This window comes from Embleya sp. NPDC050154, from assembly GCF_044460165.1.
GTDB lineage: Bacteria > Actinomycetota > Actinomycetes > Streptomycetales > Streptomycetaceae > Embleya.
The window spans coordinates 183,914-201,443 of record NZ_JBITJP010000009.1 but is presented as its reverse complement, the minus strand read 5'-3'; the positions used below and the strand labels follow the sequence as shown (position 1 = coordinate 201,443).

General features: G+C 73.1%; 2 protein-coding genes. Both read left to right on the top strand.

The window, feature by feature from the left end:
* The first annotated feature begins 55 nt into the window (after positions 1-55).
* Positions 56-7,822 (top strand): amino acid adenylation domain-containing protein, encoded by a 7,767-nt coding sequence (locus ACIBSV_RS20725; RefSeq protein ID WP_395864988.1) that lies wholly within the window; start codon positions 56-58, stop codon positions 7,820-7,822.
* Positions 7,819-17,526 (top strand): amino acid adenylation domain-containing protein, encoded by a 9,708-nt coding sequence (locus ACIBSV_RS20720; RefSeq protein ID WP_395864986.1) that lies wholly within the window; start codon positions 7,819-7,821, stop codon positions 17,524-17,526. The genes ACIBSV_RS20725 and ACIBSV_RS20720 overlap by 4 nt, the downstream gene beginning before the upstream one ends.
* Positions 17,527-17,530 lie beyond the last annotated feature (4 nt).

Here is a 17,530-nt window from a genome sequence, read left to right as displayed (position 1 = left end):
TCGATCGATCAAGACAGTTCGCCGCTCCTCGGACCGGCGCCGAAGGGGCCACGCCTTGACGAGTGCGAACCAGGCCGCCGACCGTCGCCGCGAGCTGATCCGGCGGCTGCTGGCCGAAGCGGGTATGCAACCGGACACCCCCGCCGACGCCATCGAACCGCGCGACCGGAGTGCGCCCACGCCGCTGTCCGCGGTACAGCACAGCCTGTGGCTGCACCAGCAGGCCTACCCCGAAAGCACGTCGTACAACGGTTGCCTGCTGATTCGGATCCGCGGCCCGCTCGACGTGGCCGCGCTGCGCGTGGCCACGCGCGAACTCCTGCGCGCGCATGAGGTCCTGCGCACCACCTACCACGCGGACCCCACCGGCCTGCCGCACCAGGTGGTCACCGCGACACCCGAAATCGCCTTGCCTATACGTGACTTCGCCCACATCCCGGCCGAGTCGAGGGAGGCCGAGGCCGATCGGGTCGCGCTCCGTCTGGCCTCTCGCCCCTTCGACCTCGCGCGTGAGCGCTCCGTGCGCCACGAACTCCTCGCCTTCGGGCCCGAGGACCACACACTGGTCCAGGTCGTGCACCACATCGCCTGGGACGGCGGCACGTGGGGCGTGCTCGCGCGCGACCTAGCGGCGTTCTACCGGCGCGCCCACGAAACGGAGTCGGCGTTCACCGCCGACGTGCCGCGCGTACAGTACGCCGACATCGCCGCATGGGCGCACGCCCGGCCGCTCGACGACGCGGGCACGAAGTTCTGGCGCGAACGGCTGACCCCGCCGCCGAACCCGCCCGAGCTGCCGGCCGACGGCCCCAGAAGGCCCCCACCGGACGAGCGCGGCGGCCGGATCGTGCGTCGCCTGGACCCGCAACTGCCGGCCCGCATCCGCGCGTTCGCCGCACAGGCGGGCGTCACCCCGTTCACCGTCGTGCTCACCGCGTTCGCGGCGGTGCTCCGGCGCTACACCGGCGCCGACGACCTGCCGATCGGCACGTTGGTGATGGACCGGGCGAACGCGCACGCCGCCGAGCTGATCGGCAACTTCGGCAACACCGTCGTGGTGCGCGCCGATCTCGCCGACGACACGCGCGAATCGACGTTCCGCCGGGCCGCCGTACGGCTGGGCGCGGTGTGCGCCGACGCATTCGAGCACCAGGACATCCCCTTCGACCGAGTCCTGGACGAGGTCCGCCCGCCGCGCCGTCCGGGTCGGCCGCCGCTGTTCGACGTGATGTTCGGGCTGCTCACCCAGGAGTTGGGCGAACTCGACCTGCCCGGCCTGGAGACCTCCTGGCGGCACGTGCACAACGGCACCACCCAGTTCGACCTCGCCCTGGAGGGCTTCCTCCGGGACGAGGACCTGCTGGTGGAGGCCACCTACCGCACGCCGCTGTTCGAACCCGACACCATCGAACGCCTGCTCGCCCACCTCGAGACCCTGCTGACGGCCGCGCTGGCCGAGCCCGACGCGCCGCTCGCGCTGCTCGAGGCGATCCCCGCGGACGAGATCGTCGAGCAACCCCTCGACGAAGACGAGGACTTCCCCGCCGGCGGCGTCGCCGCCGAGGACTTCCCCGCCGGCGGCGTCGCCGCGCTCGTGGACGCATGCATCCGGGAACGACCGCGGGCCGTCGCCGTCCGCGCCGGCGACACCACCTGGACCTACGCCGACCTGGACGCGCGCGCCGACCGGATCGCCGCCGCCCTCACCGAGGCCCTGCGCGCGAACGGCGCCGGCGGCGAACCCGTCGTCGCCCTGGCCCTGTCACGCACCGCCGACCTGATCGCGACCCTGCTCGCCACCCTGCGGATCGGCGCCGCCTACCTGCCGCTCGACCGCACCCACCCGCCCGCGCGCGTCGCCGCGATGCTCGCCGACGCCGCACCCGACCTGCTGGTGTGCGACGCCGGCTACACCCCGCCCGCCGACGCGGCGCCCGTGCTGCTCGTCGACGACCTCCCCGCCGCACCCACCGGCGCCGCGGCACCCGGTGCGGACCGCCCGCGGATCCACCCGCAGGCGCCCGCCTACGTCGTCTTCACCTCCGGCTCCACCGGCCGCCCCAAGGCCGTCGTCGGCACCCAACGCGCCCTGGGCAACCGGCTGCGCTGGGGCCGCTCCGCCCTCACCGCCGCGCCCGGCACGAGCGTTCGCGTGGCCAAGAGCGCCCTCGCCTTCATCGACGGCAGCACCGAAATCCTGGGCGCCCTCGTCGCCGGCGACACCCTGGTCCTGGCCGACGACGCCACCGCCCGGGACCCGCTGCGCCTGACCGAACTCGCCGACGGCCACGGCGCCGGCGTACTCACCGTCGTGCCCAGCCTGTTGGAGACGCTCCTCGACACCGCGCCGCCGGGGTCCCTGGCCGGCGTGCACACGTGGATCTGCTCCGGCGAGGCCCTGCCCGCCGCCCTGGCCGACGCCGTTACCGCACGTTGGCCCGACGCCCGCGTGGTCAACCTGTACGGCTGCTCCGAGGCCGCCGGCGACAGCCTCGCGCACGTCCACCGCCCGCCCGCCGCCGCGTCCGCGACCGTGCCGATCGGGCGGCCGATCTCGCGCACCCGCGCCCACGTGCTGGACGAGGCGCTGCGCCCGGTGCCCATCGGCGTACCCGGCGAGCTCCACCTCGCCGGCGACGGCCTCGCCCGCGGCTATCTCGGCCGCCCCGCCGCGACGGCGGAGCGATTCGTCGCGGACCCGTACGGGCCGCCGGGGAGCCGGCTGTACCGCACCGGCGACCTGGTCCGGCGGCGATCGAACGGCGAACTGGAATTCCTGGGCCGGGCGGACCACCAGATCAAGATCCGCGGTGTGCGGATCGAACCCGGCGAGATCGAGGCCCGACTCCTGGGACACCGGGGCATCGCCCGCGCGGTGGTGGTGCCGATCCGGTCCGGGAGCGCGCTGTGCGCCTATCTCGTGCCCACCCGGGGCACCTCGATCGACGTCGACGCGGTACGGGCCGGGCTCGCCCACACCCTGCCCGCGCCGTTGCTGCCCGACGCGTACGTCGTCCTGGACGCGTTCCCGCTCAACCCCAACGGCAAGCTCGACCGGGCCGCGCTGCCCGCCCCGCGGGCGAGCACCGCGCCGACGCGGGCACCGGCCGACGACCGCGAGCGCGCCCTGTGCGCGATCTTCGCCGAGTTCCTCGACCTGGCACCGGACCAGGTCGGGCCGGACGACGACTTCTTCGCGCAGGGCGGGCACTCGTTGCTCGCGGCACGGCTGGCGAACCGGCTGCGCGGCGCCTTCGCGGTCGAACTCGCCGTGCCCGACGTCTTCCACGCGCCCACACCCGCCGCGCTCGCCCGACTGCTGGACACCGCCGAGCCGGTGCGCCCGCGCGTCCGCGAGATCGCCGTACCCGACCCGGCACCCGCGTCGTTCGCGCAGGTCGGTCTGTGGTTCGAGGAACAGGTGCGCGGACCGTCCGCGGCCTACAACCTGCCGCTGGGGGTGCGCCTGCGCGGGCGGGTCGACCCGGAGGCGATCCGTGCGGCGCTGCGCGACGTGGTCCGGCGTCACGAGAGCCTGCGCACGCTCCTGGTGCCCGGTACCGACGGCACACCCGTACGCGAGGTACTCGCCCCCGCCGCCGCGCACTCGCGGTTGCACTGCGCCGTCGTGGCGGCCCACACGTGGCCGGCGGAGCGGCTCGCCGCCGAGGTGGCGGCCCTGGTCGCCCGCCCCTTCGACATCGGCGCCGACCTGCCGGTGCGGGCCGCGGTGTTCGTCGGACCCGCCGACGGGGAGTGCGTCCTGGTCCTGGTGCTGCACCACAGCGCGGCCGACCGCTGGTCGTTCGGGCCGCTGCTGGCCGACCTGACCACCGCCTACACCGCGCACACCACCGGATCCAAGCCGCAGGCGCGTCCCGAACCGGCCGTCGGGCACGGCTCGTACGCGGCGTGGCAACGCGCGATCCTGGGCGCGCGGGACACGCCCACCGATCTGACCAGGCGCCAACTCGACTACTGGACGCAGACCTTGCGCGACGCTCCGGAGGAACTGGCGCTACCCGCCGAACGCTCCCGGCCCGCGGAGCGGAACCATCGTGGTGCGAGCGTCGAACACACCCTGCCCGCCGACCTCGTCGACACCCTGCGCGACGTCGCACAGGACGCCGGCACCAGCGTGTTCACCACCCTGCACGCGGCCGTGGTGGCCGTACTGCACCACCTCGGCGCAGGCGAGGACATCCTCCTGGGCGCCCCCGTCGCGGGCCGCACCGACGAGGATCTCGACCGTGTGGTGGGCTATTTCGTCAACACCGTCGTGCTGCGCACCCGAGTCGACGGCGACCCGACCTTCGCCGAGCTCCTCGAACGCACCAGGACCGCCGACCTGGCCGCCTTCGCGCACGCCGACGTGCCCTTCGACTGGGTGGTGGAGCGGCTGCGGCCCACCCGTACGCTCTCCCGGCACCCGCTGATCCAGGCCACCGTCACCCACCACCGCGCCGAGGAGATCGAACTGGCGCTGCCCGGCACGCACGCCGAGCCCTTCGCGCCGAATACGGGCGCGGCGATGTTCGACCTGGACCTGCGCTTCGTGGAGACCGCCACCGACGGCATCCGGGTGCAAGCCGGCTACGCGTGCGACCTGTTCGAGCACAGCGGCGTCGTCACGCTGCTGGACCGGCTGCACCGGCTGCTCTCCCGCGTGCTCGCCGACCCGCACGCGCGCCTGAGCGGCCTGGACCTGCTCACCGACGCCGAACGCCGGCTGCTCGTGCACGAGGTCAACGCCACCGCGCACGAGGTGCCCACGACGACCGTGGTGGAGCGCTTCACCGCCCAGGCCCGCCGCACCCCGGACGCCCTCGCCCTGATCGACGCGGCCGGCACGGCCACCGGGTACGCCGAACTGGCGGATCGTGTGCGGGCGAACGCGCGACGGCTGATCGACCGGGGGGCCGGGCCCGGCACCCTGGTCGCGATTGCACTGCCCCGCTCGGCCGACCTGGTGGTCGCGCTCCTGGCGGTGCTCGCGAGCGGTGCGGCGTATGTGCCGCTGGATCCCGGGGAGCCGCCCGCACGCCTGGCGCAGACGATCGCCGACGCCCGGCCGGCGTTCGTGTTCACCGACGCCGCGCACGCGCGGCGGCCCTGGGGCGCGCCGGTCATCGTGACCACCGACGACCCGACCGAGGCCGCGGCCTCGGCTGAACTGCCGGCACCGCCGCGGGCCGCGCACCCCGCGTACGTGCTGTACACCTCCGGATCCACCGGCCGCCCCAAAGGCGTGCTGGTCTCACACGGCGCCCTCGCCCACCAACTGGCCTGGGTGCAGGGCGAGTACGCGCTCACCCCCGCCGACCGCGTCCTGCACAAGGCGCCCGTCGGGTTCGACGTGTCGTTGTGGGAGCTGTTCTGGCCGCTGTGCCAGGGCGCGGCCGTCGTCCTGGCCGATCCCGACGGCCACCGTGATCCCGCCCACCTGGCCGCACTGATCGACACCCGTGCGGTCACCGTCGCGCACTTCGTGCCGCCCGTGCTGGACGCCCTTCTCGACGTCGTCGAAGCCGCGACCGGACCGAGCCCGACGCCACCGGCCGAACGGGCGTTGCGTTTGCTCCTGTGTGGCGGCGAGGCGCTGCCACCGGCCGCCGTCCGCCGCAGCGCCCGAGTGCTCGGGCTGATGCCGCACAACACGTACGGGCCCACCGAGGCCACGATCACCGCGACAGCGTGGAATCCCGCCGGCACCGTCGTCGAGGACGTCGTGCCGATCGGACGACCGGTGTGGAACACCGGCGCCCTGGTGTTGGACGCCCGATTGCGACCCACCCCGATCGGGCTGCCGGGCGAGCTGTACCTGACCGGGGCCCAACTCGCCGACGGATACCTGCACCGTCCCGGTCCGACCGCCGAACGCTTCGTGGCCGACCCCTACGGCCCGCCCGGCACCCGGATGTATCGCACCGGGGACCTGGTGCGCCGGCGCGCCGACGGCGCCCTGGTGTATCTCGGCCGGACCGACCATCAGGTCAAACTGCGCGGCGTGCGGGTGGAACTGGGCGAGATCGAGGCGCTGCTGACCGGGCGGGCGGAGCTGACGGCCGCCGTGGTCACCGCCCGGCCCGGGCCGACCGGTGCGCCGCTGCTGGTGGCGTACGTGGTCGCGAGCGCCTCCGCGTCCGTGGACCCCGAGGCGCTGCGCGGCGAGTTGGCCGATCACCTGCCCGAACACCTGGTCCCGGCCGCGATCGTGGTCCTGCCCGTGCTGCCGCTGCTGGCCAACGGCAAACTCGACCGGGCCGCGCTGCCGGATCCGGCCGTCGCCGCGCCGACCGCGGACGGCACGCCGAGCGATCCCGCGCAGGCCGAACTGGCCCGAATCTTCGCCGAGGTGCTACGGGTGGACCGCGTCGGCGTGCGGGACGGGTTCTTCGCACTGGGCGGGGACAGCATCGGGGCCACGCTGGTGGCGACCAAGGCCCGTGCCGTCGGACTGCGGTTCACCGTTCGGGACGTCTTCCGGCACCAGAGCGTACGCGCGCTCGCCCGGGTCGCCCGCCGCGACGAGGTCCCGACGGCGCCCCCCGCACCGCTCGTGCTCGCCGACCCGCCGCTGGCCCACGTTTTCCGGGACGGCGGGACCGGGCCGAACGGCCACCATGTGTGCGCGGTGCGGGCCGTCGCTTCCGGGCGAACGGGGCTACTGGAGAAGGCCGTTGCCGGACTCGCTCGTCGATACCCGGTGTTGCGGCTGCGGATCGAGACGGTCGGCAAGCGGTTGTGGCGCACCACGTCGACGGCCGAGGCGAACCCGAGAGTGGCTGTCGTCGCCGGTACGCGGGAAGACGTGGCCGAGCAGCTCGCGCGGGCGGTGGCCGCGTTGGACGTGGTCGAAGGGCCGACGCTGGCGGTGACGCGGACGCCGGGGCGCCTGTTCGTGGCCGCGCACGCCCTGGTGCTGGACGCGGCGGCGGTCGAACGGATCGCGGACGAACTGGCCGCCGACGTACGGGCGGATCCGCCGTCGACATCGGCTGCCGAGCCCGACGCGGGGCCGGAGGTCGCCGCGCGAGCCGACAGTGCGGCGGCGGATGCCCTCCCCCTGGTCGCCGCGCGTGCGCACGCGACGCCGGCGGACGCTTCGCCGGCGGACGCCGATCGCATCGACGCGGATCCGGTCGCCTGGGCAGAGGAGTTGCGTGACGTGACGCCCGCGCCCGCCGTACGAGGCACGGGTTACGGCCGCTCCCTGTTCCTGAGCACCATCGTGGTCACCACCCCCGACGCCGGTTCCATCGAGGCCGTTCGGGCCGCCGCCGGCGAGGCGTTCCTGAGCGCGCTGCGCACGCGTAGCCCCGAACCGGAGAGATTGCTGATCGACCGGGTGGTGGACCCGCACCGATCCGGCGAAACGGTGGCGCCGGTCGGGTCGTTCGCCTACGCCTACCCGCTCGCCTTCGACCGGGAAGGGGCGTTGCCGGACGTGCACGCCGCCGACCTGCGCGGCGCCGGATACACCCGAGTGCGCTATGCGAGCCGATCCGGGGCCCGGGTCCTGGGCCGGGTTGCCCGCGCGCAGATCGTCCTGCGCGACGCGCCGGCCCACGGCTGGGCCGACGACCTGCCCTCGGCGGTCAGTACGCGCTGGCCCCTGGACGCGGCGATCGCCGTCTCGACGGGCGAGGACGGCACGCGGTGCCGGCTCACCCTGCATGCCGGGCCCACCGTCGACGCCGAGGACGCACGCCGCCTGCTGGCGACGTGGGTCGAGCGGACGACCGCGCGCATCCCGGGAGCCGGCACGACCACCGACCACGAGACGACCACACCGAACACGGACACCGGGCGGACGACGTGAGCGACCTCAACCCTTCGAACGACCACCCGGCCCACACCCCGGCGGCACTGTGGAGCCGCGAGGCGTTCGAGAACGCGCCGCCGACGGTGCGCGCGATGGTCGCCCCGCGCGAACTCGCGCCCGACGCCGCGCACATCCGCGCGGTGGCGGTCCTGGCCCGACACCGGGACCTGAGTACCGGCGGCCCGACGGCGTGGTGCGGCACCTTCACGGTCGACACGGACGCCCGGCGCTCGACCGCCCGGGTGGCACGGGTGGACGGTACGCCCGCTACCGCGTGGGTGGATCGTGGCCCCGAACTGCCCGGGCTGCTGGTCCTCGCCCTGCCCGGAGCCGTCGTCGACGGGACCTCGTGGCGCATCCTCGCCGGCGAACTGCGCTCGGGACTGCGCGGCGAACCGATCGGACCCGAGCCCGCGCCGACCGCCGACTACGCCGCCGCCGTCGCCCGCGAGGCCGACGACCCGGAGCTGGTCGACCGGGCCACCGACTGGTTCACCCTGATCGACCGGGTGGACGACCTGGACGCGCCCGCGCCGTGGCCCGGGAGCGAGCCCGGGGCCTGGGACACGCCGCCCACCGGCGCCGCGACCATGCTCGAACTCCCCTTCGACACCGACCCCTTGAGTACGCGGACGCCGCTGCGCACGATCGTCGCCTCGACCGCGGCGCGGATCCTGGCCCGCTTCGCCCCCGGGCCGCTGTTCGTGGACGTCGTGGAGGACGACCGGGACCGCCACGACGGACGCTTCGCCCGCACCGTAGGCGACCTGCGACGCGTCTTCCCCGCCCTGCTGGAACCCGGCTCGCCCGACACCGACGCGCTGCCCGCGAACCCGCGCGCCGCCGCCGACTTCGGCCTGGCGCTCTACCTCGGCGAGCAGACCGCGGGTGCCCTCGCGGACGCGCCCGAGGCAGGCGTGCTGGTGGCCTACGGCCATACCGACCTCGGCGACGAGGAACTGCTCGCCTACGATCGCGAGAGCGACGGGTACGCCGTCTCGCGCTATCCGCTGCGCCTGGACCTGTGGGTGGACCACTCGCCCGCCGGGGCCGGGCGACGGGTCGCGCTGCGGGTTGTCGCCGATCCGAAGGCGCTGCCCGAACTCGACGTCGCGGCACTGCTCCGGACTTGGCGGGCGGCACTGGAACCCGCCCTGCTCGACGCGGCCCGGGCCGGACGCGAGGACGACGCGCAGGCCGGTGCCCTCGCCGCCCGTGACGCCGCCCTCGACTCTGCGATCGGCGGCCTGGGCGTGGCCGAGGTGCTGCCGCTGTCGCCGCTGCAGGAGGGTCTGCTCTTCCACCTGATGCTCGACGGCGCGGCCCGCGACATCTACGTACAGCAGGCCGTCCTGTTCCTCGACGGCCCCGTGGACGCCGATCGCCTCGCGGGCGCGGCGCGGCGGGTCCTGGAGAAGTACCCGAATCTGCGCGCGGGCTTCGTGAGCACCGAGGACGGCCCCGTCCAGGTGATCCCCGAGCGGTTCACCGTGCCGTTCGCCTACGCCGACCTGACCGACCGCGGGGCCGATGTCGACGCCGCCTTCGAGGCGTTCGCCGACCGCCAACGGGAGATCCCGTTCGACGCGGCCCGGCCCCCGCTGATCCGCTTCGCCCTGGCCCGTACCTCCGACACCGGCCACCGACTCCTGCTCACGTCCCAGGTCGCGCTGCTCGACGGTTGGTCCGGCGGCCTCGCGCTGACCTCGCTCCTGGAGTTCTACACCGACGCCGAGGCCGAGAGCGCGCGGGCCACCACGCCCTTCCGGGTCTTCCTGCGTTGGCTGGGCACCCGCGATCGGGACGCGGCCCGCGACGCGTGGTACGCCTACCTGGGCGACGTCGCCGAACCCACGCTCCTGGCCGGCCCGCGCGCGCCCGGCGACGACGCCACGCCGGCCTCGGCCGGCGAGATCCACCGCGAGGTGCCCGCCGCGCTCGCCGCCCGCCTGGCGGCCCGCGCCCGCGAGGCGGGCGTCACCGTGGGCACGCTGTACGAAAGCGCCTGGGGGCTGCTGCTGGGCCGACTCACCGGACGCGACGACACGGTGTTCGGCGCGTTGGTGTCGGGACGCCACCCCGACGTCGACGGCATCGACACCACCGTCGGCGTGTTGTTCAACACCGTCCCGGTACGGGTCCGCGTCGCGCCGCACGAGCCGATCGCACAGCTGTGGCGGCGCACCCAGGACGACAAGGCCGACCTGCACGACCACCCCTACCTGGGCTTGAGCGAACTCCAGGCGATGGTGGGCGCCGGCCCGCTGTTCGATACCTTCTTCGTCTTCCAGAACCTCCCGTTGCCGGACAGGAACCGCGGGTTCGGCCCCGAGGGAGGACTGCGCGTCCTCGGCCACGCGGTGCGCGACGCCACCCACTACCCGGTGTCCGTGGTGATCACCCCCGGCGAGGTTACCCGCCTGCGCGCGATGTACCACGACGACGCCTTCGATCGCGCCGACGTGGAGCTTCTGACCGAGCGCTACCTGCGCATCCTCGAAGCCTTCGCGAGTGACCCCACCCGCGCGTGTGCCCGCGTCGACATCCTGGAAGCGGCCGAACGCCGACGCGTCGTGGCCGAGTGGAACGCGACTTCGCATCCGGTGCCGGAGGTGACGGTGGCGGATTTGTTGGAGGAGCGTGCGGGGTTGGTTCCGGATGCGGTCGCGGTGGTGCAGGATCCGGATGGTGCGGCGCCGTTGGTGTGGTCGTATCGGGAGTTGAACGAGCGGTCGAATCGGATCGCGCGGTTGTTGCGGGTGCGGGGTGCGGGTCCGGAGCGGGTGGTGGGTCTGGCGTTGCCGCGGACCGCCGACATGGTGGCGGCGTTGTTCGCGGTGCTCAAGACCGGTGCCGCCTACCTGCCCATCGAACGCGACGTGCCCGCCGAACGCACCGCGTGGATGCTCGCCGACACCGCGCCCGTCTGTGTCCTCACCAGCGGCCCCGGCCCGGATACCCCCGACGCCGTGGATCTCGACGATCCTTCGGTGCGGGCGGAGTTGGCGGGGTTGTCGGGGGCGGATCTGTCGGATGTGGAGCGTTCGGACTTCGTGCGTTCGGATGGGGCGCGGTTGGAGCATCCGGCGTATGTGATCTACACGTCGGGTTCGACGGGTCGTCCCAAGGGTGTGGTGACGCCGTATCGGGGTTTGACGAACATGCAGGTCAATCACCGTCGGGAGATCTTCGATCCGGTGGTGGCCGCAGTGGGTCGGCGGTTGCGGGTGGCGCATACGGTGTCGTTCGCGTTCGACATGTCGTGGGAGGAACTTCTGTGGCTGGTCGAGGGTCACGAAGTGCACGTGTGCGACGAGGAGTTGCGGCGTGACGCGCACGCGCTGACCCGCTATGTGGACCGGCACCGGATCGACGTGGTCAACGTCACCCCCACCTACGCCCAACACCTCCTGGAGGAAGGGCTCCTGGAGTCGGACGCCACCGCCGGCCGGCACCGGCCCGCGCTCGTCCTGCTCGGTGGCGAAGCCGTGTCCGACGGAGTCTGGGCAGCACTGCGCGACACCGAGGGTGTGCTGGGCTACAACCTGTACGGGCCGACCGAGTACACGATCAACACGCTCGGCGCCGGCACCGAGGACAGCAGCACGCCCGCGATCGGGCGACCGATCCTCAACACCGCCACCCACATCCTCGACGCCAACCTCCAGCCGGTCCCGGTGGGCGTGCCCGGCGAGTTGTACGTCACCGGCATCGGTTTGGCGCGCGGCTATCTCAACGCCGCCGGACAAACGGCCGCGCGGTTCGTGGCGAATCCGTACGGGCCGCCCGGCAGCCGCCTCTACCGCACCGGCGACCTCGCGCGGCGTCGCCCGGACGGCATCATCGACTACCTCGGCCGCACCGACGACCAGATCAAGATCCGCGGCCACCGCATCGAACCCGCCGAGATCCAAAGCGTGTTGGACACCCATCCGCAGGTGGCCCGCAGCGCGATCGTGCCCACTACCGGCCCGGACGGCGCGGTACAGCTCACCGCCTACGTCGTGCCCGAGACGGCCGGACCCGTCGACGCGCACGCCAACGACGAACACATCGCGGAATGGCGGCAGATCTACGCCGACGAGTACACCGCCATCGACACGGCGGTGTTCACCGAGGACTTCGCCGGCTGGGACAGCAGCTACGACGGCGCGCCGATCCCGCTCGCGCACATGCGCGAATGGCGCGCCGAGACCATCCGACGCATCGCCGAACTGCGCCCGTCACGAATCCTGGAGATCGGCGTCGGCACCGGCCTGCTCCTGGGCGAACTGGCGCCCGCGAGCCAGAGCTACTGGGCCACCGACTTCGCCGCCCCGGTCATCGAGAAGCTGCGCGCGGACCTGGCCCGGGACCCCGAACTCGCCGCGAAGGTCGAGCTGCGCACCGCCCCGGCGCACGAACTCGGCGACTTGCCGCAGGCGTTCTTCGACACGGTGGTGATCAACTCGGTCGCCCAGTACTTCCCGAGCCTGGACTACCTCACCGACGTGCTGCGCCGCGCGCTCGACCTGGTCCGGCCCGGCGGAGCGGTCTTCGTCGGCGACGTGCGCAACCTGCGGCTCGCCCGTACCTTCCACACCGCGATTCGACTCGGCCAGGCGACACCGGACACCGACGACGCGAGTGTGCGCGCCGCGATCGAGCGCGCCGTGCTGCTGGAGAAGGAACTCCTGGTCGACCCGGACTACTTCGACGCCCTGACCGATCTGCTGCCCGACCTCGCGGGCGTCGACCTGCGGATCAAACGCGGACACCTGCACAACGAGCTGTCCCGGCACCGCTACGACGCGGTACTGCGCCGAGTCGGCGGCGACCCGGCCACGACCCTCGCCGACATACCGAGCCTGCCGTGGAACGCCGCCGAGGGAACCGACGCGGTCGCCCGCCGGCTGACCGATGATCGGCCCGACGCGCTGCGCGTGCGAGCCGTACCCAATGCCCGACTCGCGGGCGAAATCGCCGCGGAGCGCGTGCTGGCCAACGGCGGCACGAGCACCGAGGCACGCGACGCGCGCACCGCGGCCGGGCAGGCCGACGACGCGGCGATCGAGCCCGAGACGCTGTACGCGCTGGGCGCGGCCCAGGGCTACACCGTGGCCGCGACCTGGTCGAGCGCCGGATCCGGGTCCTTCGACGCGGTGTTCGTGGCCGGAGAGCGAGCCGCGAATGCCGTATCGGGCACTTACGTGGCCACGGGTTCGGGCCGTGCCGACCTGTCCGGCTACGCCAACCACCCCGCCGCCGCCCGTGAGGCGGGCACGCTGGTACCCCGGCTGCGCGCGTTCCTGCGCGAGCGGCTGCCCGAGTACATGGTGCCCGCCGGATTCGTCCCGCTCGATCGACTCCCGCTCACCGTCAACGGCAAACTCGACCGTCGCGCGCTGCCCGCCCCCGACGCCGGCGTCGGTCGCGCGCCCACGCGGGCACCGGCCGGCGCAGCCGAACTCGCCTTGTGCGCGCTGTTCGCCGAGGTGCTCGGCGTCGCCGACATCGGCGCCGAGGACAACTTCTTCGACCTCGGTGGCCACTCCCTGCTCGCCGCCCGATTGGCCGCCAAGGCCCGCGGCGCGCTCGGCGTCGAGATCGCCATCCGGGACGTGTTCACCGCCCCGACCACCGCCGCACTGGCCGCGCTGCTCGCGGAACGCGCCGGGACGGACGAGGCGGGCGCCCGGTCGTTGCGGCCCGCCGTCACGCGGCAGGAGCGCCCCGACCGGGTGCCGCTGTCGTTCGCCCAGCGGCGGCTGTGGCTGCTCGGCCAATTCGAGACGGCGAGCGCGGCCTACCACGAACCGATCGCGGTCCGATTGCGCGGGATGCTGGACCGAGCGGCGCTCCGCGCCGCCGTACAGGACGTGACGAACCGTCACGAAACGTTGCGCACGTTGTGCGTCGCGGCGCAGGAGCCCGCGGGAAGCGACGCCGCCGAGGTGTTCCAACACATCCTGGCCCCGGAGGACGCGCACGCCGTCGTCGAGTTCGCCGACACCGACACCCTGGGCGCCATCGACACCGAATCCGCGCTGGCCGCGCTGGTCGCCGAGGCCACCCGCTGCCCCTTCGACCTGGCCACCGAACTGCCGCTGCGGACCACGGTCTTCCGGGTCGGCCCTAACGAGCACGTGCTCCTCGCGGTGTTCCACCACATCGCGATCGACGAGTGGTCCATCCGGCCGTTCGCACAGGACCTCGCCGCGGCCTACACCGCGCGCTCGGCGGGGCACGCACCCGCGTGGGAGCCGCTACCGCTGCAATATGCCGACTACACGTTGTGGCAGCGCGACCTGCTCGGCGATCCGGCCGATCCCACCAGCCGCTACGCTCACCAACTCGCTTACTGGCGCAACGCTCTGGCCGCACTGCCCCAGGAACTGGAGATCCCCGCCGACCGGCCGCGCCCCACGGTGGCCGGCTACCGGGGCGGCACCATCGAACGCCTGATCCCCGCCGAACTCGCCCAGCGCGTACGTGCCGTGGCCTCGGCCGCCGGCGCCAGCGCGTTCATGTTCTACCAGGCGGCGGTGGCGGCGCTGCTGCACCGCCTCGGCGCCGGCACCGACATCCCACTGGGTAGTCCGGTGGCCGGGCGCGACGACGAGGCACTCGGCGACCTGATCGGCTTCTTCGTCAACACCGTGGTCATCCGTGCGGACGTGACCGGCAACCCGACCTTCGCCGACCTGCTGGCCCGGGTGCGAGACACCGACCTGGACGCGTTCGCGCACCAGGACCTGCCGTTCGAGCGCCTCGTGGAGGAACTCAACCCGGCGCGTTCGCTCGGCCGCAACCCGCTGTTCCAGGTGATGGTCGGCTATCAGAACCAGGGCGTGGGCGAGGTCCGCTTCGGCGACATCGCACCGGTCGGCGAACGATTCACCCCACCCACCGCCAAGTTCGACCTCGACTTCGTCTTCCGCGAGACCGATCTGGCCGCGGTGCCGGAGGGCGCGGTCGAGCTGGGCATCGAATACGCGGCGGACCTCTTCGACCACACCACCGTCGAGGACTTCGCCGAGCGGCTGCTGAGGCTGCTCGCCGGGATCACCGACGACCCGAACCGCCGCGTGGGCGCGTACGAACTGCTGTCGCCCGCAGAGCGCACGCGGATCGTGGCCGAGTGGAACGCGACTTCGCATCCGGTGCCGGAGGTGACGGTGGCGGATTTGTTGGAGGAGCGTGCGGGGTTGGTTCCGGATGCGGTCGCGGTGGTGCAGGATCCGGATGGTGCGGCGCCGTTGGTGTGGTCGTATCGGGAGTTGAACGAGCGGTCGAATCGGATCGCGCGGTTGTTGCGGGTGCGGGGTGCGGGTCCGGAGCGGGTGGTGGGTCTGGCGTTGCCGCGGACCGCCGACATGGTGGCGGCGTTGTTCGCGGTGCTCAAGACCGGTGCCGCCTACCTCCCGTTGGAGCGTGACCTGCCGCGCGAACGCATCGCCTGGATGGTCGACGAGTCCCGACCGGTGTGCGTGCTCACCGCCGGCGAGATCGTGGGCGAGCACACCGTCGATCTCGACGATCCTTCGGTGCGGGCGGAGTTGGCGGGGTTGTCGGGGGCGGATCTGTCGGATGTGGAGCGTTCGGACTTCGTGCGTTCGGATGGGGCGCGGTTGGAGCATCCGGCGTATGTGATCTACACGTCGGGTTCGACGGGTCGTCCCAAGGGTGTGGTGACGCCGTATCGGGGTTTGACGAACATGCAGGTCAATCATCGTCGGGAGATCTTCGATCCGGTGGTGGCCGCGGCGGGTCGGCGGTTGCGGGTGGCGCATACGGTGTCGTTCGCGTTCGACATGTCGTGGGAGGAACTTCTGTGGCTGGTCGAGGGTCACGAAGTGCACGTGTGCGACGAGGAGTTGCGGCGTGACGCGCACGCGCTGACCCGCTATGTGGACCGGCACCGGATCGACGTGGTCAACGTCACCCCCACCTACGCCCAACACCTCCTGGATCTCGGCCTACTCGACGACGACCCGGCGCGGGGCAGCCATCGGCCGTGTCTGGTGTTGTTGGGCGGCGAGGCTGTTTCGGATGCGGTGTGGAATCGGCTGCGCGACACCGAGGGTGTGCTGGGCTACAACCTGTACGGGCCGACCGAGTACACGATCAACACCCTCGGCGCCGGCACCGAGGACAGCGCCACGCCCGCGATCGGGCGACCGATCCTCAACACCGCCACCCACATCCTCGACGCCAACCTCCAGCCGGTCCCGGTGGGCGTGCCCGGCGAGTTGTACGTCACCGGCATCGGTTTGGCGCGCGGCTATCTCAAAGCCGCCGGACAAACGGCCGCGCGGTTCGTGGCGAATCCGTACGGGCCGCCCGGCAGCCGCCTCTACCGCACCGGCGACCTCGCGCGGCGCCGGCCGGACGGCATCATCGACTATCTCGGCCGCACCGACGACCAGATCAAGATCCGCGGCCACCGCATCGAACCCGCGGAGATCCAGAGCGTGTTGGACACCCATCCCGACGTGCTGCGTTCCGCGGTGGTGCCGAGCGCGGACGGGACCCGGCTGACCGCCTACGTGGTCGGCGTGGCCGATCCGCACACGCTGCGCGCCTGGACGGCGGCGCGGCTGCCCGACTACATGGTCCCCGGCGCGTTCGTACCGCTGGACGTGTTGCCGTTGACCGTCAACGGGAAGCTCGACCGGGCCGCGTTGCCCGAACCGGACTTCGCGGCGGCGGTCACCGCGCGAGGGCCGCGGGACACGGTCGAGGCCGTGCTGTGCCGGGTTTTCGCGGACACCCTGGAACTGCCCCGGGTGGGCATCGACGACAACTTCTCCACCCTGGGCGGGCATTCGCTGCTCGCGGTCCGCCTGGTCGGCGCGATCCGTGCCGCCGGCATCGTGGCCGACCCGGACACGGTCACCGTGGCGCTGGTGTTGACCGCGCCGACGGTCGCCGACCTGGCGGAGCGGCTGCGCGGGCGCACCGGCACGGACGAGTTGACCGCGCCCCTGCTGGCGTTGCGTCCCGATGGTGATCTCGCGCCCTTGTTCTGCGTACACGCCGGATTCGGATTCGCCTGGCCGTACACGACGTTGCTCGCGCACGTGGCGAACGACCGTCCGGTGTACGGACTCCAGGCCCCCATGTTGTCGGGCGCCGCCGCGCCGAGCCGGTTCGAGGACGTGGTCGCGGAGCACCTGCGCGCCGTGCGCACGCTCCAGCCGCGGGGCCCGTACCACCTGCTGGGCTGGTCCTTCGGCGGCGAGCTCGCCTTCGCGCTGGCCGCCGAACTGCAGCGCGCGGGTGAGCCGGTGGATCTGCTGGTGCTCGTCGACGCCGAGCCGCCGGTGCCGCGCGCGCATGCCGACGGGGCGGGCGCGGACGGCGGGTTCGACGAGGAAGCCGCGTGGGCGCATCTGCTGCGGGCGACACCGGCCGAGGTGGACTTGGCCGGCGCGCTGGGCGAGGAGGTGGTGGCGGCCCTGCTCCGGACGCGGGTCGCCTACGAACCCCTCGTGCCCGCCGACCCCTACCCGCCCTTCCGCGGCGACGTGTTGTGCGTCGCGGCGCGCGAGAACCGCACGCGTACCGGCCGGGAGGCCTGGACGGCCCATGTTCTCGGCGTGGTCGACGAGTTCGTCGTCGACCACGAGCACGACGATCTGCTGACCTCGGCCGCGGTGGACCAGTGGGGCCCACTCGTACGCCGACGGTCGGACGCGACACACCCAGAGAGGCACTGAAGCA